This is a genomic window from Azospirillum sp. UENF 112521 (genome assembly GCF_058780665.1).
The window spans coordinates 1-24,817 of the sequence record NZ_JBSNCI010000008.1 but is presented as its reverse complement, the minus strand read 5'-3'; the positions used below and the strand labels follow the sequence as shown (position 1 = coordinate 24,817).

General features: G+C 68.4%; 25 protein-coding genes and 1 pseudogene. 6 read left to right on the top strand and 20 right to left on the bottom strand.

Features of this window, described 5'->3' with window-relative positions:
• Positions 1-41: 41 nt before the first annotated feature.
• The 8 genes from ACWPN8_RS30635 to ACWPN8_RS30600 all read right to left on the bottom strand — a co-directional run bounded on the left by ACWPN8_RS30635 (position 42) and on the right by ACWPN8_RS30600 (position 6,234).
• Positions 42-599 carry a phage minor tail protein L gene (locus ACWPN8_RS30635; RefSeq protein WP_492243517.1) on the bottom strand — a complete coding sequence of 186 codons (558 nt, stop codon included), beginning with the start codon at positions 597-599 and terminating at the stop codon, positions 42-44.
• Positions 600-846: 247 nt separating this feature from the next.
• Positions 847-1,236 (bottom strand): phage tail protein, encoded by a 390-nt coding sequence (locus ACWPN8_RS30630; protein WP_492243516.1) that lies wholly within the window; start codon positions 1,234-1,236, stop codon positions 847-849.
• Positions 1,237-1,239: 3 nt separating this feature from the next.
• The gene (locus tag ACWPN8_RS30625; RefSeq protein WP_492243515.1) at positions 1,240-2,556 is read right to left on the bottom strand and encodes a hypothetical protein; all 1,317 of its coding nucleotides are present in this window, start codon (positions 2,554-2,556) and stop codon (positions 1,240-1,242) included.
• A gap of 15 nt (positions 2,557-2,571) precedes the next feature.
• Positions 2,572-2,832 (bottom strand): hypothetical protein, encoded by a 261-nt coding sequence (locus ACWPN8_RS30620; RefSeq protein WP_492243514.1) that lies wholly within the window; start codon positions 2,830-2,832, stop codon positions 2,572-2,574.
• Positions 2,833-2,891: 59 nt separating this feature from the next.
• On the bottom strand, positions 2,892-3,248 hold the full coding sequence (locus ACWPN8_RS30615) for a hypothetical protein (RefSeq protein WP_492243513.1): 357 nt from the start codon (positions 3,246-3,248) through the stop codon (positions 2,892-2,894).
• 84 nt (positions 3,249-3,332) lie between these two features.
• Positions 3,333-3,854 carry a hypothetical protein gene (locus ACWPN8_RS30610; RefSeq protein WP_109095258.1) on the bottom strand — a complete coding sequence of 174 codons (522 nt, stop codon included), beginning with the start codon at positions 3,852-3,854 and terminating at the stop codon, positions 3,333-3,335.
• 16 nt (positions 3,855-3,870) lie between these two features.
• Positions 3,871-4,245 (bottom strand): minor capsid protein, encoded by a 375-nt coding sequence (locus tag ACWPN8_RS30605; RefSeq protein ID WP_109095257.1) that lies wholly within the window; start codon positions 4,243-4,245, stop codon positions 3,871-3,873.
• Between the two features lie 291 nt (positions 4,246-4,536).
• Positions 4,537-6,234 (bottom strand): sensor domain-containing diguanylate cyclase, encoded by a 1,698-nt coding sequence (locus tag ACWPN8_RS30600; protein WP_492243512.1) that lies wholly within the window; start codon positions 6,232-6,234, stop codon positions 4,537-4,539.
• Positions 6,235-6,600: 366 nt separating this feature from the next.
• Here ACWPN8_RS30600 and aqpZ point away from each other — a divergent pair, with 366 nt between their 5' ends.
• Entirely contained in the window at positions 6,601-7,341 is a 741-nt protein-coding gene (gene aqpZ / locus ACWPN8_RS30595) for an aquaporin Z (RefSeq protein ID WP_109095256.1), read from the top strand.
• Positions 7,342-7,631: 290 nt separating this feature from the next.
• On the opposite strand, the gene ACWPN8_RS30590 is transcribed toward aqpZ, so the two are convergent.
• On the bottom strand, positions 7,632-8,837 hold the full coding sequence (locus ACWPN8_RS30590) for a helix-turn-helix transcriptional regulator (RefSeq protein WP_492243511.1): 1,206 nt from the start codon (positions 8,835-8,837) through the stop codon (positions 7,632-7,634).
• A 192-nt stretch (positions 8,838-9,029) separates the two neighbouring features.
• Here ACWPN8_RS30590 and ACWPN8_RS30585 point away from each other — a divergent pair, with 192 nt between their 5' ends.
• Both ACWPN8_RS30585 and ACWPN8_RS30580 read left to right on the top strand, forming a co-directional pair.
• On the top strand, positions 9,030-9,518 hold the full coding sequence (locus ACWPN8_RS30585) for a response regulator transcription factor (RefSeq protein WP_109095254.1): 489 nt from the start codon (positions 9,030-9,032) through the stop codon (positions 9,516-9,518).
• Between the two features lie 153 nt (positions 9,519-9,671).
• Positions 9,672-10,214 (top strand): D-glycero-alpha-D-manno-heptose-1,7-bisphosphate 7-phosphatase, encoded by a 543-nt coding sequence (locus ACWPN8_RS30580; protein WP_492243510.1) that lies wholly within the window; start codon positions 9,672-9,674, stop codon positions 10,212-10,214.
• A gap of 28 nt (positions 10,215-10,242) precedes the next feature.
• Here ACWPN8_RS30580 and ACWPN8_RS30575 read toward each other — a convergent pair.
• The 6 genes and pseudogenes from ACWPN8_RS30575 to ACWPN8_RS30550 form a co-directional block, all read right to left on the bottom strand.
• A protein-coding gene (locus ACWPN8_RS30575) for an IS5 family transposase (RefSeq protein WP_492241372.1) occupies positions 10,243-11,000 on the bottom strand; the annotation gives its coding sequence in 2 pieces (ribosomal slippage) (positions 10,243-10,676 and positions 10,676-11,000; 759 coding nt in all).
• A 141-nt stretch (positions 11,001-11,141) separates the two neighbouring features.
• A pseudogene (locus ACWPN8_RS30570) lies at positions 11,142-11,456 on the bottom strand (YkvA family protein); the annotation flags it as partial.
• 24 nt (positions 11,457-11,480) lie between these two features.
• Positions 11,481-12,335: a nickel/cobalt efflux transporter gene (locus ACWPN8_RS30565; protein WP_492243509.1), complete on the bottom strand. Its 855-nt coding sequence runs from the start codon at positions 12,333-12,335 to the stop codon at positions 11,481-11,483.
• A gap of 10 nt (positions 12,336-12,345) precedes the next feature.
• Complete coding sequence (locus tag ACWPN8_RS30560) at positions 12,346-12,615, bottom strand: metal-sensing transcriptional repressor (protein ID WP_109095250.1); 270 nt, start codon at positions 12,613-12,615, stop codon at positions 12,346-12,348.
• A gap of 95 nt (positions 12,616-12,710) precedes the next feature.
• A complete protein-coding gene (locus ACWPN8_RS30555; RefSeq protein WP_109095249.1) occupies positions 12,711-13,190 on the bottom strand; it encodes a DUF411 domain-containing protein in 480 nt (159 codons plus the stop codon).
• A 40-nt stretch (positions 13,191-13,230) separates the two neighbouring features.
• On the bottom strand, positions 13,231-15,513 hold the full coding sequence (locus ACWPN8_RS30550; RefSeq protein ID WP_492243508.1) for a heavy metal translocating P-type ATPase: 2,283 nt from the start codon (positions 15,511-15,513) through the stop codon (positions 13,231-13,233).
• 91 nt (positions 15,514-15,604) lie between these two features.
• Between ACWPN8_RS30550 and ACWPN8_RS30545 the strand changes: the two genes are divergently transcribed.
• Positions 15,605-16,051, top strand: a complete 447-nt coding sequence (locus ACWPN8_RS30545; protein ID WP_492243507.1) for a MerR family transcriptional regulator — start codon at positions 15,605-15,607, stop codon at positions 16,049-16,051.
• 287 nt (positions 16,052-16,338) lie between these two features.
• Positions 16,339-18,588, top strand: a complete 2,250-nt coding sequence (locus ACWPN8_RS30540) for a hybrid sensor histidine kinase/response regulator (protein ID WP_492243506.1) — start codon at positions 16,339-16,341, stop codon at positions 18,586-18,588.
• Between the two features lie 27 nt (positions 18,589-18,615).
• Here ACWPN8_RS30540 and ACWPN8_RS30535 read toward each other — a convergent pair whose 3' ends face one another.
• The 5 genes from ACWPN8_RS30535 to ACWPN8_RS30515 form a co-directional block, all read right to left on the bottom strand.
• Positions 18,616-20,049: a tetratricopeptide repeat protein gene (locus ACWPN8_RS30535; protein WP_492243505.1), complete on the bottom strand. Its 1,434-nt coding sequence runs from the start codon at positions 20,047-20,049 to the stop codon at positions 18,616-18,618.
• Positions 20,050-20,117: 68 nt separating this feature from the next.
• Positions 20,118-21,350, bottom strand: coding sequence for a D-alanyl-D-alanine carboxypeptidase family protein (locus ACWPN8_RS30530; RefSeq protein ID WP_492243504.1), 1,233 nt, complete (start codon positions 21,348-21,350; stop codon positions 20,118-20,120).
• A gap of 14 nt (positions 21,351-21,364) precedes the next feature.
• Positions 21,365-23,020: a PAS domain S-box protein gene (locus ACWPN8_RS30525; RefSeq protein ID WP_492243503.1), complete on the bottom strand. Its 1,656-nt coding sequence runs from the start codon at positions 23,018-23,020 to the stop codon at positions 21,365-21,367.
• A 258-nt stretch (positions 23,021-23,278) separates the two neighbouring features.
• Complete coding sequence (gene infC, locus ACWPN8_RS30520; protein ID WP_081506050.1) at positions 23,279-23,812, bottom strand: translation initiation factor IF-3; 534 nt, start codon at positions 23,810-23,812, stop codon at positions 23,279-23,281.
• Positions 23,813-23,867: 55 nt separating this feature from the next.
• Entirely contained in the window at positions 23,868-24,080 is a 213-nt protein-coding gene (locus ACWPN8_RS30515) for a hypothetical protein (RefSeq protein WP_109095243.1), read from the bottom strand.
• 402 nt (positions 24,081-24,482) lie between these two features.
• Between ACWPN8_RS30515 and ACWPN8_RS30510 the strand changes: the two genes are divergently transcribed.
• The coding region (locus ACWPN8_RS30510) for a neutral zinc metallopeptidase (protein WP_492243502.1) at positions 24,483-24,817 on the top strand (335 nt) is incomplete at its 3' end.

Genomic DNA, 24,817 nt, shown 5'->3' with positions numbered 1-24,817 from the left:
CGCTGCTTGCTCCTCTGGCTGTGAGGGGAGCGGCACCCGGATCAGACCCGGACCCGGGAGACGCCGGGAAAGCCGCCGAAGGGCAGGAGATCGGTCGTGTTGGGGTAGCGCAGGCGGCAGTCGGCCAGCCGCTTGCCACAGGCATCCCTGGCGGGATCGGTGCGCTCGCCGGTCGCGGTGAAGCAGAGGCTGCCGGAATAGGGGCAATCGACCTCTTCGGCCGACCATCCCGATCCGGTCCAATGGCGGTAGCGGCGGGTGCAGCCGTCGCGCAGCACCTGCCGGCCAGGGAGCATGGCGCCCTCCTGGTCGATGGCCGCCGACAGCTCGAACTCGACATGGGTGGCGGTGTGGGCGCTCTTGCGCTCGACCCGGTAGAGGTCGGGCGGGAAGAAGGCGAGCGGGTCGGCCTCCGCCCGGCCGTCGAGATAGCGGTCGAAGGTGCGCAGCCGCCTGACCTTGGCGCCGAGCAGGTCGGAGAACTGGTAGATCAGCGCCGAGATTCTGGCGGTTGATGTTGGCGATGCGCAGGCGCGGCGTCGGCAGCGCCCCGGTCGCCGTCCATTCGAACCCTTCGGTCTCCATCTCGACCGGGACATAGGCGATGCCGCCGAACAGGACCGGCTCGCCGCCACTGCCCGAGGGGGTGAAGTGATGGATCGTGCCGCCGGGATACATGGTCAGGTCCAGCGTGAACAGCGTCACATAGGCACCGGGATCGGGCGACTGGACGGCGGCGGCAAGCGCCGGCCGTTCATCCCATTTGGGGATGTTGGTCTGGCTCATGGGGATTCCTTGGATGGGCGCCGCCCCCGCCGTCGAAGGGAGCGAAGCGGCCGCGCGGGGTCAGAGGTCGAAGACCTCGACGAAGGTCGCGGAGATGCTGGAGAACAGGTAATGGGTGCGGGTGCGCTTCCATTTGCTGCAGATCCAGCGTCGGCGGTCGGGTTCGCCGGGCGGCTTCCACAGGAAGCTTTCAGCACCCCGCCGGGCCCGCAGGAACTCCTCGATCGCCTGCGCCTGATCGGTGTCGAGATACTCCCAGCCCAGCGAATACTGGTCGCGGATGTTGTGGATGCCGTCAGGCGCCCGCTGGGTGTAGCCGTCGCCGAAACCGGCGGTCAGCACCTTCACCTCCGGCTCGATGGTGCTGCCCGTCACCGGCGGACAGGGCGGCAGGAAGACCGGGACACCGTTCTGGCTCGTGGCGGTCTGGCTCGTGGGTTCGCCGGCCATCGCTCAGCCTCCGTAGCTCATGTTGTTCAGCATGCCGCCGGGCCGCATCTGCTGGCGCAGCTCGTTGCCCATCATCGCGCGCAGCTGCTCCTTGACCGACGCGCCGATCCGCTCGGCGAACGCCTTGTCCTGCTCACGGTCGCCGGTGGAGCCGCCGGCGACATTCACCGTCACCGACTGGGTGACCGCAGGACCGCCATCCTGCGCCGCCTGGATCAGACGGTCTGCGTTCGTCATTTGTTCCGGCGTGAAGACAGCCTCGCCCTTGCGGGCGATGATCGGAACCTCGCCCGCCACCAGACCGCCGGTGTGGAAGCGGGGAGCGTCGGCGAACAGGCCGGGGGACACCATCCGCCCCGCCCGGCCGGTTTCACCGACGATGCCGCCGGTGTGGAAGAGCGCCGAAAAGAAGCCGGCGATGCCCGACAGGATGCCGCCCAGCGGCCCTTCGGGTTTGAGCAGCGAGGAGAAGAGACCGGAGATGCTGGACATCAGGCCGCCGAGCAGCCCATCCGACGTGAAGAGGGAGGATACCTTCGACCAGAGGGTGCCGAGCAGGCTGTCTGAGGTGAAGAGAGAGTTGATGAAATTGAAAAGTCCGTTGCCGGTGCCGGCCGATCCGCCACCAGCTGCCCCATTTCCATTCGCGGACGTGTCGGAGGATGCTTTGGCTTCGTCCTTCTTGTCCGTTTGGGCGGATGCCGACGGATCGCCGGCCTTCGCGGCGGATTTGCCGTTTTCGGGGATGCTGGTCTTGAAGCCCAGCACGTTGAGCAGCCCGGCGCCGGTCTGCTCCGCAACCGACTTCACGAGGAAATCCCGCAGCTTGTTCCGCATGGTGGTGAACAGCTTCTGAAAGGCGGGACCGATTTGCTGCTTGCCGGTCACGACGCTCAGCACGCCTTCGCTCCAACCGCTGAGCAAGGTTTGCAAGCCGTCGCCGAAGCTGGCCTGCACACGTTCGCCAAGGGGACGCAAGGCAGCGCCCATCACCTGATTGTACTTCTTGGCGGCCTCGTCGGTCTTCTGCGCCGCTGCGTCCGGCGGAGCGCCCGCTTCAGCCTTTCCGCCGGTCTGATTCTGGGCAAGCATTCCCGCCGCACTGTAGGGTGCCGCGAAGCGGCTGGCCATTTCATGCGGTGTGATCAGATCCTCAGCGGCCTTATGAAGCTCGCTGATTTGCTGATGCAAGCTATCCAGCTGGGAATTGGTCTGCACCGCAAGATTGGTGATGCTACCATCCAGGCGTTTGATGGAAATGGTGAAATCCTGGTTTTCGATAACCAGTTTTACAGTCGGGCCGGCGGCGTTTTCAGCCATGGTTTTCCCTTTCTGTTAGCCGAAGCGGGCACGCAGTCTGGTTCTGGCCTTTTCGGTCAGGCCCGGCTCCCCATCCGCCCGGCCGCCATCAGGCAGGTCGGCGAAGGCGAGCGGCGTGCCGACCCGCTGGCGCAGCCGGTCGTGCAGTTCGCGGGCGCCGATGCCGGCCGCCGTCAGATGCACCGGCAGCCAGTCGGCCATCTCCTCCGCGCGCAGCCGGTCGATCTCGTTGAACAGGGTCCAGAACATCCGCACCGGCAGCGCCAGCAGGCGCAACGGGTCGATGCCATAGAAGCGGCTGACGCGGGCGAAGCAGTAGGCGAAGTCGAGCCGCGTCAGCGGGCCCGACGGCTCCCCCGCTTGCCCGCCCGCGGCTCCCCCGGCTGGCGTTTCCCCGGCGGCGGCTCCGCCGGATCGATTCCGCGGATGAAGGCCAGCAGGACCAGGAGCTGCCCGAGATCGAGGCCGAGGATCTCCTCGCGCGGGGTGTCTTCGAGATGGCCGGCGATCACATCGACCAGGATCGGGATCTGCGCCCGCTCGCTGCCGGCCTCCTCGAGCTTCCGCTCGATGTCCCCGGCCTGCAGGAACTGTTCGACGGTCATGTTCTTCAGGATGCGCTCGCGCCCGCCGATGACGACGCTGCGGGAAACGCGGAACTCATCGAGGTTCAAAATGGTGGGCTGGGGCATGGAGGCTCCCGGTCGCTGGTGGCGGGCAAGGTCCGCGAGGGCGGCCGCAGGGACGAAAGCCCCCGCGGCCGTGAACCATCGCGGTCAGGCGGCGACGGGGGCGCCGAAGGCGGCGATGCGGTTGCCGGCGGTGCCGTCCGGATAGCAGCTGAAGGTGACCTCGTAGACGCGCTCGCCGCCGTTCTCGTACTTGAAGGTGAAGTTGGGCAGCGGTGCTGCCTTGAAGGCAACGAAATCGTCCTTGGTGGTGGAGGCGGGCAGGGCGGTGGGGTGCAGCTTCAGCGGGGCGGCGATGGCCAGCAGGTCGATGTTGACGCCGGAGCGGATCTCGACCCCGACCTCGGCACCGGCCGCGCCGACGCCGACCGCCTGCGGCATCACCGCCAGCAGCTTGGTCAGGTTGGTTTCCAGCATCGGCACCTTGACCGACACCTCGGTGCCGGTGATGACATCCTTGAGCGGGGTCTCACCCATCTGGTCGGCCTTGACCTGATAGTTCGTGGTCTTGACGGTCACTTCGACGCCGCCCTTGGTCGAGCCGAGATCGATGCCGTCGAAGGTGACGTCGCAGATACCGAGGGCGATGTCTTCGGTGGTGATGGCCATGGGTATAGTCTCCTAATCAGGCGACACGCCAGTCGGCGCGGTAGTTGACGATGAAGGTGAAGGTGCTTGCCGTCTCGTCATGGGGCATCAGCGGCTCGTGCTGGGGCAGGCACGAGATGACGAAACAGCCCCCGGCCGGAGCCGCCCGCAGGGTCAGTGCGTCGGCGATCGCCAGGGCGCGGGCCTCCCCGGCGAGATAGTCGGGATCGTGGGTGCGGACCTGGAAGGAAAGCCGGCGAAGGCCTTGCGCATAGTCGCGGCGGGTTCCGCCCCGCGGCAGGAAGACCGATCCCGCAGCGGTGTCCTGCGGCGCCCGGCCCAGGAACAGGGACCCTCCTTCGGTTCCCAGCCCCTCGGCTTCGACGTGTTTGAGCAATGCGTGCAGCAGCATGGCGTCGGGACTCCGATAAGACGGTCGAGGGGCGGCGAATGACGGGGAGGGCATTCGTCCCAGTGGACCTTCATCCGTTAAAAGGACATAATTCCTTTAAACGGATGATTATCTTACCCCGTGGGCAGGCGCTACATCTTTTTGGAAAAGCATTCGGGAACAAGGGCTTGACCCGGAATCCGGGGCGTGGCCGAGGGCACGGATGGTCTTGCCCCTCGAACGGTCAGCGAAGCCCGATCCGTCCGGTCCACGGCATGCCCCGGCAAGGCAGATCGATCCCGATCCTGCCGCTCAGGCTTGTTCGATGCGGTTCCTGCCGGCGGCCTTCGCCTTGTACAGCGCGGCATCGACGCGCTGGAGCAGACTGTCGATATCCTCGCCGGCCCTGGCCTGGCCGACGCCGATGCTGATGGTGACCGCCCCGCCGCACGCCATCCGCTGCGCGCTCACCCTCTGCCGCAGGGCTTCCAGAACGCCCAGGGCGGAGGGCAGATCGGTCTCGGTCAGCAGCAGGGCGAATTCCTCGCCCCCCCAGCGCGCCAACGCGTCCGAGCGGCGCAGCCGGTCCGACAGGGTGGCGGCGACCATGCGCAGGGCATCGTCGCCTGCCTGATGCCCATGCGTGTCGTTGAAGCGCTTGAAATGGTCGATGTCCATCAACGCCAGGATATAGGGGCGCCCGTACCGCTCGAGCCTGGCCGCGGCTTCGCCCACCGCCTGCTGGAACCGCCGGCGGTTCCACACACCGGTCAGCGGATCGTGCATGGCCGCCTGCTGCAGCTCCGCCTCAAGCCCCTTGCGGTCGGTGATGTCCAGCAGCACTCCGTTGAACAGCACGGTGCCGTCGCTCCGGCGGCGCGGCTGGGCGCGGCCCAGCACCCAGCGTCCGCCGGCGATCTCCATCTCGCCTTCCCAGACCCGGCCCGCCCGGCCAGCCTGCCGCAGGCCGTGCCGGACCCGCGCCCACCCCTTCATCGCCATCACAGGCGCCAGGGTCCGCGCGGCGGTCAGGTCGGCATCCGGCCGCACGCCGAACAGGGAGGCTGCGGCGGTGCTGAAGTAGGTCGCGCGCAAGCCTCCGCCGGGATGGAGTTCGGCCTGGAACACCGCACCCGGAAGGGCATTGGCGAGATCGCTCGCCTGGGCTTCCCGCTCGCGCTCCTCCGTCAGGTCGAAGAAGCTGATGACCACCCCGACGATCCCGTCATTCTTGCGGATCGGGCTGGCGGTCAGCCGTACGGGAAAGGACGTGCCGTCGCCGCGGTACAGCACCGTCTCGATGTCGCGCACCGGCTCTCCGGCCTCCGCAACCCGGAACACCGGATGGGGCCTGACGCCTCCAGTGGCGGTGCCGGGTGGGAAGGCAGGGAACAGGAAGCGTCCGATGTGGCTGCGAATCAGCTCGCTTTCGTGGCGGAAGCCGAAGGCGCTGGTGGCGGTGGGATTGACGAAGGTGACGGCACCCGAGCGGTCGATGCCGCACACCCCGACCTGCACGTTCTCCAGCAGCAGGCGGTTGAACTGCTCGGCCTCGATCACGGCGGTGATGTCGTGGATGATGCACAGCAGAAGCTTGCGCCCGCCGAGGTGGATGGGGCCGGCATAGACCTGCACATCGCGCACCGACCCGTCGGCCAGGCGATGGTGGAAACGCTGCGGATAATGGCCGCCCTCCCAGGACGCGATCTCGCGCATCGCCGGCAGGATCGCCCGCCCGAGCTGGTTGATGTCCCAGACATGAAGGCTGCGCAGCCGGTCGCGGCTGTGGCCGTAAAAGACGGCGGCCCGCGGGTTGGCATCGACGATGGCGCCGTCGCGTCCGGGATCGATCAGCAGGATGGGGGCGGCGTTGGTGGAGAACAGCGCGTCCAGCACGCCGGCTCCATCAATGCCGCACATGCTGCCGTCGGCCGGCCATAAGGGGAAAGCGCCCGGCCTGGGATCGGCGGACGCCCCGCCGTCCATGTCGCGCTCACCCTGCTCCGCCATTGCGAACTCCCCCCATCGATCGCCCAGGATCGGTCGAACGGCCAGAGAACATGCTGCATATCCTGGCAATCAACTCTATAGGGAATCAAGCTTAAACAAAGCGTTGTCGCAAAGTGGGGGAAAGGACCGGCTTGCATTCCGGCAAGGAGGCGTGCCCCGTCCATTCAAGGGCTTCACGGGACAAAGGTTCGGCAGGGCGCCGGGCCCTGTGGGCGACATCCCGATCCGGTTGTTCCACCCCCCTGTTCTTCTGCCACATCCCCCTGCCCGAACGCGCGAACTCCCTCCCGCGGAAGTGGATTTATCCTCGTCTGCGCACCGGCATCCGCCGGCCTTCGGCAACCCTGACAGCAGTGGGAGGTTGGCATGAGTATGATTAGGCGCAGCTCCGCTGAGTTTCTCGGAACATTCTGGCTGGTCTTCGGCGGATGCGGCAGTGCCGTCCTCGCCGCCGCCTTTCCGCAGGTCGGGATCGGATTGCTCGGCGTGTCGCTTGCCTTCGGCCTCACCGTCCTGACCATGGCCTATTCCATCGGCCACATCTCCGGCTGTCATCTGAACCCGGCGGTCACGGTCGGGCTGTGGGCCGGCGGGCGGTTCCCGGCCAAGGACATCCTGCCCTATGTGCTGGCCCAGCTGGTCGGCGCCTTCGCGGCAGCCCTGGTCCTCTATGTCATCGCCACCGGGAAGGCCGACTACAGCCTGGCCGTCAACGGCCTCGCCGCCAACGGGTACGAGGCGCATTCGCCCGGCCAGTACAGCGTCACCTCGGCCCTGGCGATCGAGCTGGTGCTGACCTTCTTCTTCGTGCTGGTGATCCTGGGATCCACCGACCGGCGGGCGCCGGCCGGCTTCGCGCCGCTGGCCATCGGCATGGCGCTCGTGCTGATCCATCTGATCAGCATCCCGGTCACCAACACCTCGGTGAACCCGGCGCGCAGCACCGGTCCGGCCCTGGTGGTCGGCGGATGGGCGTTGCAGCAGCTCTGGCTGTTCTGGCTTGCCCCGCTGGCCGGCGGCCTCGCGGGCGGGCTGGCCTACCGCGCCCTTGCCGAGGAGATGCCGGCGAAGCCCGCCATCACCGGGCAGGCGGAAAGCTCCACCTGAAGCGGGTGCCCCTGTCGCCATCCGGGACCGGTTCGCAAGAGAACCGGTCCCGGATGGCGCGCCCCCGTACCACGTCCCCCCATACCACGCCGATGTCGCAACGATCCGCCGCCGTCCACTGTTATTCAGGCAGGACCAACGGCGCAGAAGGCGTATTCATGCGGCAGTTCGACCCTGACTCCAACCCGATGACGGAAGCCGATTACGGCATCGTGCTGGGCCTGTTCATCGGCATCTATCTCGGCCTCCTGATGGTGTCGGCGCTGCCTTGACCGTCACGGCTGCGGCAATCACGGCCCTTCCGGCAGCATCAGGCAGCGGTTCACCAGATTCATCAGCTCGCTCTGGCGGGTGGTTCCGGTCTTGGCGAAGACGCTGCGCAGCTGGCTGCGCACCGTGCTGATCGCCACGCCGCGACGCTCGCCGATCTCGGCCGGGGTCAGGTCGCCCAGCAAATCGACGACGAGGCCGGCCTCCACCGCCGTCAGACCGAACAGGGCGCACAGCCGCCTTCCCAACCCAGGCGCCACCGCGGCCGGATCGACGATGTAGACCACGGCCCGGATGTGCGCACCGCCGCCCCCACCACTGCCCCCGCCATCCGCATCGTCGAACGGTCCCGCAGCCTCGGGCGACAGAGGCAGAACGCTCAGCAGATAGGGCGCCCGGCCGGAGGGGCGCGACACCCGCAGGTCGGCCGCTTCCCCCCGGTGCGCCGATGCCCCCTTTCCGCCGGCCGACACCGCAACCTCCAGCAGATGGGCAAGCCGGCGCGCCTCGCCCCCCTGTTCAGCCTGCAACCGCCCCTGCACAAGCCGCAGCCCGTCCCGCGCATCGATCATCGCCTGCCCGGCCCGGTTCAGGCCGGCGATCCGCCCGGCGGCGTCGAGCAGGACAACCCCCATCGGCAGCCGGTCGATGGCACGGCCGCTCCAGCAGGCCTCCTCCCGGCCGTCCCGGCCTGCCAGCAACCGGACGCGCAGCCGCATCGCCCGCTGGAGATGCGGGGCACAGTCCTGAAGGAGGCAGACCGTCTCGTCGGAAAAGGGGAGGGCATCGGCGGGCCGATGGAGGCTCAGCACCGGCTGCACCGACGAAAGCTCGCCGCCGTCGGACAGGGTGAGTGCGCACAGCCGGCCCATGCCGTGATCCCGCAGCAGCTCGTTGAAGAAGGCCGAGCGCCGCAGAACCGCATCCGGCACCAGCTCCTCGCCGCGGCGGACGACGCAGCGGTTCAGCAGACCGCGCGCCGCCGCGGCGTTCGCCCAGACGTCACGGTGGCGGAAATGCGTGGTGTAGTCGGCCAGCTGCCTGTCGGTGATGTTGTGGCGGGCCCACAATGCCGCGGTCAGGCTGTCATGGCGGGGGGCGGCGGTAAACAGGAAGCCGTGCGTCGCATCGGTCAAGGCGCAGAGCCGCTCCAAAACCCCTCCCCAGCGCTCCGGAAAGGTCACGGCGTCGTAGATGGCCTCGATCAACTGGTCAGCGCTGTCCACTATAGGGAAATCCTCCGTTAGCAATCAATTTCCCGTAGGCAACATTTCTCATTCAAGCGCCATCGGTTGCATATGACCATAGTCCAAGCGCCTCGTCCGTCATGTGGAGGATGCGATCCCGGGAATTTTCCTCAAAAGTCACAGGAAGAGTCCCTGCCGCAGACAGGAGCCTTCGAACCGGAGCACGCCCCCATGACCGCGTCCATGATCGATGACGGCCGAATGGATCATGCCGGCCCATCGCCGCAGCACTGGACGACCGGAAGCCGGGTACGCTGGGCTCTGGTTGCCGACCGCAATCCATTGCTGCGCGAGGGGCTGCGGCTTTACCTGGAGACGCTGGGTTGGGGGGTGGTGGCGGGCCGAACAATGGAGGAAGGACTGGCTCTGCTGGCGCGGTCCCCTGCCGCCTTGTCCGGTGCCATCGGTCCCGACCTGATCGTGCTGGGGGAGACCGGACCGGAGCGGCGGGAAGCCGAAGGTCCGTGGCCATCCGTCTTCGACCGGCTGACCGCGATGCGCGGTGCCGTCCGCCCAGTCCTGCTGTCCATCGCCGAGACCAATCACGACCTGATGGTCCGGGCGCGGAACCGCGGCTTTGAAGCCATCCACATCGATATGCCGCCGCTCAATCTGGAGGAATTGCTGCTCGGCTGCGTCCGTCGCATCGAACGGGAATAAGGTAATGGCATGTTCTCACTACATATTTTCATGAAGACATGTCATTTTATTTTCAAAGCATCTTGTTTGGGAAAGTGGCATCCGGGTTGACAACGATGCTGCCCAAGCGGCTTCTCAACCCGACCGCCCCTTAAGAGCCCCGCCACCGCCATCATGCCCGACACATCACCCCAAGCCCGGAATGCCGGACGCCGCAAAGCTGCCTTCTTCGACCGCGACGGCGTGCTGAACGAAGACATCGGCTTCGCCCACCGTCCCGACCAGATCACCTGGATGCCGGGAGCCAGGGAGGCGGTGAAGCGGCTGAACGACGCCGGCTTTCTGGTCTTCGTCGTCACCAACCAGGCCGGGGTCGCCCGCGGCCTGTACAGCGAGGAGCATGTGCGCACCCTGCATCGTTGGATGCAGCAGGAGTTGCGCGCCGTCGGCGCCCATGTCGACGCCTTCTATCACTGCCCGCACCATCCCGATCATGGCGAGCCGCCTTACCGCACCGACTGCGCCTGCCGCAAGCCGGAGCCGGGGATGCTGTTGCAGGCGATGGCCGAATGGCCGGTGGAGCCGAGGGGCAGTTTCCTGATCGGCGACCGCGACACCGACGTGCAGGCGGCGCAGCGGGCGGGCATCGAGGGAACGCTCTACCGCGGCGGCGACCTCGACGCCGTCGTGGCCGGGATCCTGGCAAGGATGACGTGAGAGCTTAACGGCTAGGTCGGATCGACAATCACCTCAGCCAAATTGAGATGCTTGCGAGGCTGAGAAAGCCATTGAAGTGTATTTTCCTGCGGTCGTAGCGAGTGGCGAATCGCCTGAAGTGCTTGAGGCGGTTGAAACATCGCTCGATGCGGTTTCGATGTCTGTAGGCTTCGGCATCATGAGGAATGATGAGCTTGCGAGAGCGGTTGGAGGGGATGACGGCTTTGGCATTCATGGCGGCAATCGTCTCCCGCAAGGCATTGCTGTCATAGGCTTTGTCGGCGAGGACAGCGGCGCCGGACTGCCCTTCCAACAAGGCTTCGGCCTGAGTGATGTCGCCGACCTGTCCGGCGGTGACAATCAAGCGCAGAGGTCGGCCGAGCGCATCGGCCAGCATGTGGATCTTGGTGGTCAATCCTCCTCGGGAACGCCCCAGCGCCTGATCCTTGGCCCCCCTTTTCCGCTCGCCGCCTGCTGATGCGCACGCACGATCGTGCTATCGATCATCAGGTACTGGTTATCCCGGTCGGCAGTCAGCGCCTCGAACACCCGCTCCCAGACCCCGGCGTGGCACCAGCGGCTGAAACGGCGGTGGACCGTCTTCCACTTGCCATATCGTTCAGGCAGATCGCACCAGTGGGCGCCGGAACGGAGAACCCACAGGCAGCCATTGACGAACAGACGATTATCGCCACCCGAGCGGCCGGGATCGCCAACCTTGCCGGGCAGCAATCCTGAAATCCGTGCCCATTGGGAATCCGTCAGTTCGTAGCGTTTGATCCCCATCGACAGCTCCGCCTCAAAATAGCGGAAACCCATGAATCACAACTCAGTCCCGATGGGAACCATGAATGTCGATTGGGCCTAGGACAGCCAGCCTTCAAAGGGCGGTGCCAACCACAGCCATAGGAGAACGCCCGCCGCCAGCCAGAGGGCAACCATGACCGCAGCGGCGGCGACGCTGACCGGCTGGGCGGAACGGCGCGCCGCGGCGGCCCGGTGTTCGGCCAGAAGGTCCGGCGGGATCAGGCGGACGACCAACAGGATGCCAAGCGGCACGATCAGCAGGTCGTCCAGATAGCCCAGCACCGGGATGAAATCGGGGATCAGGTCGATCGGGCTCAGCGCATAGGCGGCGACCGCCATCGCCAGGACCCGGACGCCCCAGGGGGTGCGCGGGTCGCGCGCCGCCAGATAGACCGCCAGCACGTCGCGCTTGATCGCGCGCGCCCATCTCTTTGCCGCCGAAAGCATGATCTGTCCGGCCTATCCCGCCCGCTGAACGGCGGAGGACAGGGAGGGCGAGCCGGCGAGATGGTATCCCAGCCCCGACAGCCCGTGCAGACCGACGTAAAGCCCGACCGCCAGGATCAAAGCGCCGGAGACATAGGGGGCCTGACGGGCGATGCGGCCGAAGGCACCGGACCAGCGGCGCTCGGCATGGCGCATCCCCAGCGCCGCGACCACCCCGGCCGACATCAGGGTCAATGCCAGCCCGATGCTGAAGCACAGCACCAGCGCGCCGCCCAGGGCGACCTCCTTCAATTGCAGGCACAGCAGCAGGACGGTGATGGCGGCGGGGCAGGGGATCAGGCCGCCGGTCAGGCCGAACAGGACGATCTGGCCGGTGGTGACCGGCCGCCCGTCGAAGCGGCGGTGAATCTCCTCGGCATGCGCCCGCGCGTGCGCATCCTCCGGCTCGTCGTCATGACGGTGGTGACCATGGTGATGGCCGTGACCATGATCGTGGTGATGGTCATGATGGCGATGCGAATGTTGCTCCCGCCACGTCCGCACCATCATCCACAGCGCCACTCCGACGATCAGCACCGCCGAGGCGACCTGGAAATAGGGCTCGGTCGTCGCGGCGTCCCAGCCCTGGCCAAGGCGCAAGCCGGCAAGCGCCACCACCCAGACCACCAGCGTGTGCGAAACCGTCGCCGCCAGCCCCAGCAGGACCGCCTGCAACACCGTGCCGCGGATGGCGACGATGAAGGCGGCCATCATGGTCTTCGAATGGCCGGGCTCCAGCCCATGCAGGGCGCCCAGCAGGATGGCGCTGGGAACGAACAGCCAGGCCTGCCCGGCTCCCTGCTGCAACAGGGCGGCGAAATCCGGCATTCCAGCCCCCTCAGAGGTATTTGGTGATCGCCTTGAACTCGGCGATGGAGCGGCGGGACTCCTCCGGTCCGGCATCGACCGCGGCGTCCAGGCAATGGTCGAGATGGTCATGGATCAGCAGCTTCTTGGCCTCGCGCACGGCGCTTTCCACCGCGTGGAGCTGCTGCGCGATGTCCAGACAGGGACGCTCGGCCTCGATCATCTCGATGATGCCGCGCAGGTGACCGTCGGCGCGCTTCAGGCGCTTGACGATGTCGGGATGGGAATGGTGCTTGCTCATGCCCCGATCCTATCCCCCCGGAGGGGATAGAGTCAAAGACAAGGCTTGCCGGACCGGGATGGCGCTTGGGCCGCCATCCCGGTCCGGCAGGGAGGTCAGTGGCGGGCGAAGACCTGCGGGCCGCCGGCGGCGCCGAACAGCATGACCTGATAGGGCTGGCCGCTGGCCATATCCATGCCGGGGGCGTCCTGCGGCATGCCGGGGACCGCCAGCCCGCGGGCCTGCGGCCGTTCGGCCAGCAGCCGCGTTACGTCCTCGGCCGGCACATGGCCTTCCAGCACATAGCCACCGACCCGCGCCGTGTGGCAGGAGGCGAGATCGTCCGGCACGCCGGCCATCCGCTTCATCGGCGTCACGTCGTCGACGACATGGACGGTGACGTCGAAGCCGGCCGCGCGCATGTGCCGCACCCAGCCTTCGCAGCATTCGCAGCTCGCCGCCTTCCAGACCTCCACCGCCGCGTTGCCGGCGGGCACGGCGGCGCGGACCATGCCCGGCAGCCCCACGGACCCGAGGCCGAGCGCCAGGACGGCGAGCGCCGCCCCCTGCATCATCGTCCGCCGTGTCATGTTCATAGAATTTCTCCTAATAGAATCAATGTATTGTCCATCACTCTCACGGGCGGACGGACAGAAGGCGCAGGGCGTTGGCGGTGACCAGCACGGTGGCACCGGTGTCCGCCAGGATCGCGGGCCACAGCCCGGTGACACCAAGCACGGTGGTAAGCAGGAAGACCGCCTTCAAGCCCAGGGCCAGTGCGATGTTTTGACGTATATTGGCCATGGTGCGGCGGGACAGCGCCACCATGGCGGCCACGTCGCCGACCCGGCCGTGCAGGATGGCGGCGTCGGCCGTCTCCAGCGCCACGTCGGTGCCGCCGCCCATCGCGATGCCGACATCGGCGGCGGCGAGCGCCGGGGCGTCGTTGATGCCGTCGCCGACCTTCGCCACCCGCTGCCCCCGGGCCTGGAGGTCGCGGACGATGCGCAGCTTGTCGTCCGGCAGCAGTTCGGCATGCGCCGCCATGCCAAGCATCCCGGCGACCGCCCCGGCGGTGCGGGCATTGTCACCCGTCACCATCAGCGAGCGGATGCCGGCGCGCTCCAGCGCCTCGATCCCGCTGCGGGCATCGGGGCGCGGCTCGTCGCGCATGGCGATCAGTCCGGCGGGGATACCGTCGACCAGCAGGACCGAGACCGTCTTGCCCGCCTCGGCGAAGGCGGCGGCCTGGTCCGCCGGTGCCGCACCCAGCGACGATGCCGCAGCCTGGGGCGACAGCAGGGCCAGCAGGCGGCCATCCACTTTGCCGGTCAGGCCGGCACCGGGAAGGGCGGTGACCTCGCCTGCCGCTGGCGGGGCGATGCCGCGTTCGGCCGCCGCGGCCAGGATGGCGCGGGCCAGCGGATGGCTCGATCCGGCTTCCAGCGCCGCGGCATCGGCCAGCAGTTCCGCCTCGCTGCCCTGCAAGGGGATCAGGTCGGTGACGCGGGGCTTGCCTTCCGTCAGGGTGCCGGTCTTGTCGAAGGCGACGGTGGTGATGCGGCCCAGCGCCTCCAGCACGGCGCCGCCCTTCAGCAGCAGCCCGCGCCGGGCGCCGTTCGACAGGCCGGCGGCGATGGCCGCCGGGGTGGAGATCACCAGCGCGCAGGGGCAGCCGATCAGCAGCACCGCCAGGGCGCGGTAGATCCACTCCGTCCAGTCGCCGCCGGAAAGCAGCGGCGGTACCACGGCGACCAGCGCCGCCACCCCGACGATGCCCGGCGTGTAGACGCGGGCGAAGCGGTCGATCAGCCGCTCGGTCGGGGCCTTGCTCGCCTGCGCCTCCTCCACCAGCCGGACGATGCGGGCGATGGTGTTGTCGCGCGCCGCGGCGGTGACGCGGACGCGCAACGCGCCGTCGGCGTTGATGGTGCCGGCGAAGACCTCGTCGCCTTCGGCCTTCGGCTTCGGCACGCTTTCGCCGGTGACGGGGGATTCGTCGACCGCGCTGCGGCCGGACAGCACGACACCGTCGGCCGCCACCCGGTCGCCCGGCCGCACCAGGATGACCGAGCCCACCGCCAGCCCGGCGGCGGGAACGGAGTGCGGGGCGGCGTCGTCCTGTTCCAGCAACGCCGTGTCGGGGACCAGTGCGGTCAGGCCGCGGATGCCGGCCTGCGCCCGGCCGGCCGCCACCCCCTCCAGCAGTTCGCCGACCAAAAAGAGGACCAGGACCGTCGCCGCCTCCTCCACCGCGCCGATCAGCAGCGCGCCGATGGCGGCGACCGTCATCAGCATCTCGATGGAGAAGGGCGTTCCGGCCCGTGCCGCCGCCAGGGCGCGGCGGGCGACCGGAACGAGCCCGACCAGCAGCGCCAGCGGGAAGGCCCAGGGCTCCGCCGCCGGCACCAGCAGTCCCAGCGCCGTCGCGGCGGCCAGGGCCGCGCCGGCCGCCAGGGTCAGCCGAGCCTTGCGTCCCCGCCACCAGGGCGCTTCGGACGCATCGTCGTGGCCATGGGAATGGTTGTGGGAATGGCTGTGGGAGGGCCCATGGGAATGATCATGGGAGTGAGCGTGAGAATGCGGCTGGGCCTCGGCCCCGCAGCAGCCCCCGCCGCGGCTTGACGGTCCGGCCTCCACCACCGGATCGGCAGGGGTGGCGCCGTAACCAAGCGCCGTCAGTGGACGGACCACCGCATCAGCACCCAGCATGTTCTCGTGCGAGACGGTCACCGTCCCGGCGGGCACCGACACCCGCACCTCATGGATCCCCGGCACCCGGCGCAGCGCCGTCTCGATCTTGGCGGCGCAGGAGCCGCAGTCCATGCCGGACACCCGGTAGCGGCTGGTGCGCAGGGCGGTAGCGGCCTGCGTCCCGGCCGGAGGATCGGGAAAGGAATCGGAAATCGGTCCGTGCATGGAAGACGCTCCTCGATCATGGCCGTTGCCGGCAGCTCTTCCAAAGCCTAGATCCTCCAGTGACTGGAGGATCAAGAGGGAAATGCCGACCATGTCCAGCCTGCCCGCCACCCCGCCATCCCCCCTGACCATCGGGGCGCTCGCCAAGCAGACCGGCGTGAAGATCCCGACCATCCGCTATTACGAGAGCATCGGCCTGCTGCCGGAAGCGCCGCGCACCGACAGCAACCGGCGCACTTACGACGGCGGGTCGGTCCGCCGCCTGCGCTTCATCCGCCATGCCCGTGAGCTGGGGTTCGAGGTGGAGGCGATCCGCCAACTGCTGGCCATGGCCGATGATCCGGGCCAGCCCTGCCGGGACGCCGACCTGCTGGCCCGCACCCATCTGGCCGAGATCGAGTCCCGGATCGCCCGGCTGGAAGCCCTGCGCGACGAGGTGCGGCGGATGGTGGAGGGCTGCGCCCAGGATCAGGTGCGCAGCTGCCACGTGATCGAGGTGCTGGCCGACCACGCCCACTGCCTGCATGACCGGCATTGAAGTTTGCCGGCACTGAAACCCTGACTGCGCTGAAACCCTGACTGCGCTGAAAACCCTGGCCGGGACGAAGCACCGCAGCGGGGGGAGGCACCCTATGACCTGGAACCGGTTGCCCGGCGGGCCACGGGGTTTATAGTCAAGCTCATGCAGTGTCGAAACCTTCCGTAACTCCGGCAGGCGCCACAAGGTGGCCTGCAAGGGGGATCGGATCGCATGGCGACGATAAAGGGAGCAGGCTCAAGCATGAGTGGGGGAGCGGCGGCAAAGGCGGACCGGAAGCGGGCGTCATGCTGCGGCTTCTGAAGGAAAGCCGCCCGCTCCAGCGCATCGGGGCGCTCGGCATCGGCCTGCTGGCGGTTCTGTGCGGCGGCACGGCGATGGTCCTGGACCGGCTGCATGGCGAGACGGTGACCGAGGCGATGCTGGGCCTGCGAACGCTCAACGCCTCGCTGGCCGAGCAGACGGCGCGCACCATCGAAGGGATCGACCTGACCGTCAGCGGGATCGCCGACCAGATCCCGCTTGAGAACCGGCGCAGCGCCGAAGCCTTCAACCGGCTGCGGACGGACCGGCAGGTTCATGAAATCCTGAAGGCCAAGGCGTCCGGCCTGCCGCAGCTGGAGGCGCTGAGCCTGATCGCCGCCGACGGCACCCTGGTCAATTTCACCCGCCGGTTCCCGGCCCCGGCGCTCGACCTGTCCCGGCGCGACTATTATCTGGCGCTCAAGGATGCCGATCCGGGACGCGCCTACCTCAGCCGGCCGACGCAGAGCCTGGTCACCCGGGACTGGACGCTCTACATCGCGCGGCGCGTGAACGACCCGGACGGCGGGCTGGCCGGGCTGGTGGTCGGGGTCATCCGCCTGTCCTATTTCGAGCAGTTCTACCGCAGCCTTCATGTGACGCCGGGCAGCGGCTTCAGCCTGTGGTGGCGCGACGGCATGCTGCTGGCGCGCTTCCCGCCAACACCGGACAGGATCGGAACTGTCGCCACCGAACCGATCATCGACAGTCAGCTCTCCCAGTCCGGCATCGCCACAGCCACCCTGAAAAGTTCGATCGACGGCGAGGAGCGCATCCTGTCGGTCCAGCAGTTGCGCAACTACCCGCTGGTCGTCGCGGTCAGCCGGACGCGCGGGGAAATTCTGGCGCGCTGGGAGAGTCAGGCGGTCGTCATCGCCGCCGCCGGGCTGGTCAGCGCGGTGGCGCTCGCCCTGATGCTGTGGGCGATGGCCCGCCAGTTCCTGGCCTACGAGACCGCCAACCGCGCGCTCGGCGAGCGGCGGCAGGCGGTGGAGGCCCGCGACGAGGCGGAGGAGCATGTCCGCCAATTGCAGAAGATGGAGGCGTTGGGCCAGCTGACCGGCGGCGTCGCCCACGACTTCAACAACCTGCTCCAGGCGGTGCGCTCCAGCCTGCACATGCTGGAGGCCGGCGGCGAACTGCGCGGGGCGGAAAGCCGCCGGGCGCTGGAGATCGCAAGCCAGGCGGTCGACCGCGGCGCCACCCTGACCCAGCATCTGCTGGCCTTCGCCCGCCGTCAGCGGCTGGCCCCGGCGCCGGTCGATCTCGGCACCCAGGTGGCGGGGATGGCGACGCTGCTGGAACGCACGCTGGGCGGCGCCATCCGCATCCGCATCGACCGCGACGCCGATGTGCCGCCGGCGCTGGTCGATCCCCACCAGTTCGACATCGCCCTGCTGAACCTCGCCATCAACGCCCGCGACGCCATGCCGGACGGCGGCACCCTGACCATTACCGTCACCAGCCTGCCGGTTGGGATTGCGTGCGAGGAGGCTTCCCCCGCCCTCACGCCCGGCGGCTATGTCGCCGTGACCGTGCGCGACAGCGGGTCGGGCATGCCGCCCGACATTCTGGCGCGGGCCTGCGAACCCTTCTTCACCACCAAGCCGGTCGGGCAGGGCAGCGGGCTGGGGCTGAGCATGGTGCATGGCCTGACCGCCCAGTCAGGCGGCGGCATCCGGCTGGAAAGCCATCCCGGCCTGGGCACCGCGGTGACGCTGTACCTGCCCCACGCTCCGGTGGAAAGCCCAGCAGAAGCCAGGCCAGAAATCAGGCCGGGAAGCAGGGTGGATGCGACCGGCGGCCCGGCGGCCTCCACCGGAACCGACCCCCTGCCCGTGCCGTCCGCCGCCCTGCGCATCCTGCTGGTCGAGGACGACGCCCTGGTCCGCATGGCGAATGCCGCGGCGCTGGACGAGGCCGGCCTCATGGTGTCGGAGGCCGCCGGCGGCGAGGAGGCCCTGGCTTTGCTGGAAGCGGACGAGGGCATCGGCGTGCTGGTCACCGACTTCGCCATGCCCGGCATGACCGGCGCCGACCTGACCCGCCTCGTCCGTCGTCACCGCCCCGGCCTGCCGGTCCTGATCGTCACCGGCTATGCCGAAAAGGCGGTGCTGCAGGATCTGGGGCGCGAGCCCGGCATCCGCATCTTGTCCAAGCCCATTCCGCCATCGGCCCTGATCGGGCACATCATGACGGCATTGCAGGACTCCCGCGCCGGTATCGGGTGCTGAGCCGGGTGCCGAGATCGCACACCGGCGTCAGGTGTCCTTCAGGCAAGCCCCCACATGGGTGAAGCGGAAGCGCGCATCGATCGGCACATCGGGAAAGGGCAGCCCATGGCCGTCATGGGCGCTGTCATGCACGAGGCAGCAGCCCTCGATCAGCGGCCAGACGACCCGGCCAAGGAAGCGCTGGTCCCGCAAGCGTCCGTCTTCAGCGCGGGCGGCAACCTCCACCAGAGGAGCCATCGGCGGCAGAATGCCGGCCCGCCCGCCCCACATGCCGGCCAGCATCAGATCGGTGTGCATGATGTGGTCGCGCATGACATGGAAGGGGAGGCCGGAGGCCAGCCAGGCATCCACTGCGGCCCGCTCCCGGCTGTTCAAACGGGAATCGGCGTCGCGGCACAGGAAATGGCTGACCGTCGGATCGTCGGAGACGAGGAAGCGCCAGAACAGGCCGCGCACCGGTCCGCTGCCCGCGTCCATGGCGACCAGTTCCGCCCCCGCCGCGGCCAGCTCGCCGAGAACGGATGCCGGCACGGACTTGTCATGGTGGATGCGGCAGGTCCAGCCCGGATAGAACTCGGCCGCAAGCCGGACATTCTCCAGCGCGCCCTGCATGTACAGGGATGCGGAGCCCCACAGGCTGAAACTGATGATCCGCCGCGTCCGGCCGTCCTGCGAAGCTGCGGGAACCGGCGCCACTCCGACGCCCTGCCGCCCCTTCCGCGCCGCTTTCGCCTTCCGCGTCAGGACCGCACAGGCTTCGCTTGCCGCCTCCGCCATCCGCCCGCAGTGGAAAAGCGTCGCGACGAGGTATTCCTGCGTATCCAGATGATCGGGGACGAGGGTCCCGGCACACCGGAAGGCGGTCGCCGCCTCCGCCATCCGCCCGGCATTGCAGGCGGCGACCCCGGAATTGTACCAGACGAGGTGCGAGGACGGGGACAGCGCCAGGACGGCGCGGTAAGCCGCCAAGGCGGCCTCCCAGTCCTGCCGGTCGAAGCGGGCATCCGCCAGCCCGGTGCGGATGCGGAGATCGCCGGGACGCAAACGCGACGCCTCGGCGAAGGCCGCCTCGGTGGCGGTCGGATCGCGGCCGTCCAGGCAACGTGCGCCATGATCCAGCAGCAGGCCGGACAGCAGCTCGGCAGCCTGCGGCGCGCCCAGGACATGCGCCCGCCGGTAGGCGTGCATCGCGTCCCCGGTGCGGCCGGCGGCACGCAGCAGATTGCCGTAATTGAGGAGATACTCCGCGGAGTCCGGCCGCCGGGCCACGGCTCCGGCGACCCGGGCCAGTCCCTCCTCCAGGCGCCCGGTCTGGCCCAGCAGGATACCGGACAGATGAAGCGCGTCCGGATAGTCCGGCTCGGCCTCCAGCACACGGGCATAGAGGGTTTCCGCCTCGGCAAACCGTCCTGCGGCGTGCAGATCAAACGCCAGAAGAGTCGCTTCGGAGAGGGTGGCCATCGCTCCCTACATAGCCGAGAACAGGCCCCCGATCCAAAGCGAAATCCAAAGACGCCGTCCGCGGCGCGTCATCGGTCCTGAAGCGCGAAGCAGCCCTTCCCGGCCGTCTTCAGGGCGGCGCAGGCCGCATCGGCCTTCGTCGCGGCAAAGCCGGTCAGCCGGGCCTTGTAGAGACCGCCGGACCGCACGACCGCAGCGCTGGTGCCGGCGGCAAGGGCGCCCAGGCGCTTGGCCGTGGCGCGGGCGCTGCTCTGTGCGGCGGCATGGCTGGCGAAGGCGCCGACCTGGATGGACCAGGGACCGCCAATGGGGGGACCACCGGTGGATTTCGCAGCGGGGGGCGGCTTCACCGCCGGGGCGCCCACGCTCACCGCCGTGCTGCGCTGGGCGATCGAAGCGCTGTTCTTGGTAATCAGCAGATCCGGCTGCACGGGCGCCGGTTTGGCCGGGCTGGTCGGGCGTTTGAAGCCGGCATCCAGCAGGTCGGCAACCCGGTCGTCGCGGGAGTTGGCGCTGTGGCCGCCCATCACCACCGCGATCAGGCGGCGGCCGTCCCGCACCGCCGAGGCGGCGAGGTTGAAGCCGGAAGCGGCGATGTAGCCGGTCTTGATGCCGTCCATGCCTGGGTAGCGCGCCATCAGGCGGTTGTGGCCATAGACCGTGTCACCCTGCCAGTCGAAGCTGCGGCGCTGGAAATAGGCGTAATGGCGGGCGTGGCCGCGGATCAGCGCGCGGGAGAGGATCGCCATGTCGCGCGCCGTTGTCCGCTGCAGCCGGTCGGGCAAGCCCGACGCGTTGCGGAAGACCGTGCGGCGCATGCCGATCGCCCGGGCACGGGCGGTCATCTTCGCGGCGAAGGCGGTCTCGCTGCCGCCCAGCGCCTCCCCCAGCACCACCGCGACGTCGTTGGCCGAGCGGGTGACCAGCGCCAGGATCGCCTGCTCCACCGTGATGGTGCTGCCGGGGGCCAGCCACAGCCGCGACGGCGGCATCGACGCGGCATGCTGCGACACCACGAGGCTTTGGTCCAGCCGCAGCGTGCCGCGTTCCAGCGCCTCGAAGGTCAGCATCAGCGTCATCATCTTCGTCAGCGATGCCGGATAGGTCAGGGTGTCGGCATTGCGCCCCTGCAGGACCGTGCCGCTGCCGGCGTCCATCAGGATTTCCGCCGCGACCGGCAGGGGAGTCTTTTTCGCCGAGCGCTTGGCCAAGGCCGGCAGGGGCGTCAGCAGGACCGCGACCAGAGCCGTGAGGACGGTCAGGGAGAGCAGCAGCGTCGAGACGCGGGCGAGCGGGTGCATCGTCTCAGGTCTCCCTAGATGCCGTCGGAAGGGCCGTCGGACAGAAGCTTCCGCACCATGGCGCGGAAGGCGTCGACCGCCACGGGCTTGACCAGCATGCGCATGTTGTGGCCAAGCCCATCCTCGCCGTCGCCGTGCCTGTCGTCCAGGGCTTGAAAGGCATAGCCGGTCAGGAACAGGACCTTCAGATCGGGATAGTGCGCCTGCGCCGCCTCCGCCAGTTGACGGCCGTTCAGACCGGGCAGCCCGACATCGGTCACCAGCAGGTCGACCGGCGGATTTGCCCCGGCTTTGTCTTTGGTTCCCGCTTGGGCATTTGTCAGTCGGGCAAGCGCCGAGGTGCCGTCGGCGGCTTCCAGCGTGGTGTAGCCGTCGCTCTCCAGCACCTCCACCAGCAGCATGCGGACCAGCTCCTCGTCCTCCACCACCAGCACGGTGCCCCGCCCGGTCCGGCCGGGCGGCAGCGCCGGCACGGCGGCGGGCTGCGCCTGTCCGGTGCAAGCGGCGGCGGCATGATCGCGCGGCAGGTGGAGATGCACCGCGGTGCCGCGGCCGACCGCGCTGTCGATGCGGACGAAGCCCCCGGACTGGCGGGCGAAACCGTAGAGCTGGCTCAGCCCCAGGCCGGTGCCCTGGCCGATCGGCTTGGTGGTGAAGAAGGGCTCGAAGACGCGGGCCAGCACGTCGGGCGGCATGCCGGTCCCGCTGTCGCGCACGGTCAGCACCGCATAATCGCCGGCCTGCACCCCGGGATCGTTGACGAGGTCGGCCGGTGAAAAAGCGGCATTGGCGGTCTCCACCGTCACGCATCCGCCCTCCGGCATGGCGTCGCGGGCGTTGATCACCAGATTCAGCAGGGCGCTCTCGATCTGGTTCACGTCGGCATGGACCGGCCACAGCGTCTCCGCCAGCCGCCGCTCCAGCCGGATCTGCTCGCCCACCGAGCGGCCCAGCAGATCCCACAGCCCGGCCACAAGCCCGTTCAGCTCGACGCGCTCCGGCTTCAGCGGCTGGCGCCGGGCGAAGGCCAGCAGGCGCCGGGTCAGGGTGGCGGCCCGGTCCACCGCGGCGCGGGCGGTGGCGGTGAAGGGGGCGATGTCGCTGCGCCCGACCGACAGCCGCTGGTCGATCAGCTCCAGGCTGCTGCTGATCGCCTGCAGCAGGTTGTTGAAGTCATGGGCGACACCGCCGGTCAGCTGGCCGACCGCCTCCATCTTCTGAGCCTGGGCCAGGGCCTCGCGCGCCTCATCCAGCGCCTGCTGGGCCTTGCGGCGCTCGGTGATGTCGCGGGTGACCTTGGCGAAGCCGCGCAAGGTCCCGGTCTCGTCACGGATCGGGTCGATGACGACGCTGGCCCAGAAGCGGGTGCCGTCCTTGCGCAGGCGCCAGCCCTCCGCCTCGAACCTGCCCTCCGACAGGGCGGTGGCGAGCGCGCGCTGCGGCATGTCGGCGGCGCGGTCCTCCGGCGTGTAGAAGCTGGAGAAATGCCGGCCGATGATCTCGTCGGCGGCATAGCCCTTCATCCGGGCCGCCCCGGCATTCCAGCTGCGGACGATGCCAGCGGGATCGAGCATGAAGATCGCATAGTCGACCACGCTCTGGACCAGCAGGCGGAACTGCCGTTCGCCGGAGATGGGCTCCCAGGCGGGCGCGACACGTTCGTCCTTCATAACAACGACTTTCCGGAACACAGGGGGGAGTGAGACACGGGAAGTGCGATGATTCCCGTTCGACACCGACGGGGTCAATAACCCAATGCGAATAGTCGGGTATTATTCCGCCGCATCACGCGGGATGTTCCGGGATTAATCCGGCGCGATTTGAGGGCGGGAAAATTTGATAATAGGGAAATTCGCGGGGGAATTTACGGCCGGCACGAGAAAGGGGCGGGGCGGCGAACCGCCCCGCGAGATCCCTTTGGTCCAGGCTCAGCGCGGGGCCAGCACCATGACCATCATGCGGCCTTCGACCCGGGGCATCTGCTCGACCTTGGCGATGTCCTGGAGCTGGTCACGCACGCGGACGAGCACGTTCAGACCGAGATCCTGGTGCGCCATCTCGCGACCGCGGAAGCGCATGGTCATCTTGACCTTGTCGCCTTCCTCGATGAAGCGGATGGCGGAACGCATCTTCACGTCATAATCGTGATCGTCGATGTTCGGCCGAAGTTTGATTTCCTTCAGCTCGATGATCTTCTGCTTCTTCCGCGCCTCGTTGGCCTTCTTCTGCTCCTCGAAACGGAACTTGCCGTAATCGAGGATCTTGCAGACAGGCGGATCCGCCTGGGGCGCCACTTCGACGAGGTCGAGGTCGGCATCCGCGGCGGCTTCCAGCGCTTGGCGGAGCGGCACCACGCCGACCATCTCGCCGTCGGCGCCGACGAGGCGGACCATACGGGCGGTGATTTCACGGTTGAGGCGCGGGCCTTCGCGGACGGGGTCCGCGTCGTAGAGCTTGGCTATGGTGATCTCCTATAGTCGTGGATGGGTAGAAAGGGACGAGCCCGGGCCGATAGGATCAGCCCAGGATGTCGAGCACAATCTGCCGCAGTTCGCCCCGGGTCAAGCCGGACGGCTCAGGCTTGGAGCGAAAATCGGGCTTTTTGCTTTCAGCTGCGGCGAATTGGCCAGCGGAGAGGCGGGTAGAGGCCAGATGGACCGGCGCAAGCGCGGGCTGGGCGGCAAAATGGCGAGCGGTCTGCGAAAGGGCGGAAACGATCGGGGTCGTCATGAAAATCCTCCAGGCCGGATGGGCGGACCGATGGATTTCGGTGCCGGCCGGCTCTTGTTCGTGTGTGGCGTCGTGAAACGGGAGCCGCGGCGGCGCAACACCGCCGCAGGAGACTCCGATAAAGTAAAACAGGCCCCGGCATGGGCATGTTCCAAACGGCCGGCGCCCCCACGAAGGCTCTCTCCCGCCGGGGCGGGATAAGGTGGGGGGCGGCACAGCCCGAGCGGTTCTGCCCAGACGGTCTTCGGCCAGTCTCCAGATGGGGAGCGGGGTGGGATTTTCAAGCCGTTCCGCACCGACTCCCCGTCTTACCGCCGGACCCGCAGGGAACGTGGGAAGCCCTTGATGGTTTCGTCTCCACCGGACCTGACGATCGGGACGGGCGGGCGAAGGAGGGCGGCGATGCGGTGGCAGGGCGGACGGGAAAGCGAGAATGTCGAGGACCGCCGCGGACAGGGAGGCCTGGGCGGCAGGCTAGGCGGCGGCGGGCTCGGGGGAGGGGGCATCCGCATCGGCGCGGGCGGGCTGGGCGTCGGCGGCGTCATCGTGGTGCTGCTGGTCTCGATGGTGCTGGGGGTCGATCCCACGGTGCTGCTGGGCGGCGGCGAGCAGGGAGACCGGACCACCGCAGACCGCACCCAGATCGGCGAGGCCGCTCCGCGCAGCCAGGGCGACGACGAGCTGAAGCGCTTCGTCTCCGTCGTGCTGGCCGACACCGAGGACACCTGGCAGGGCCT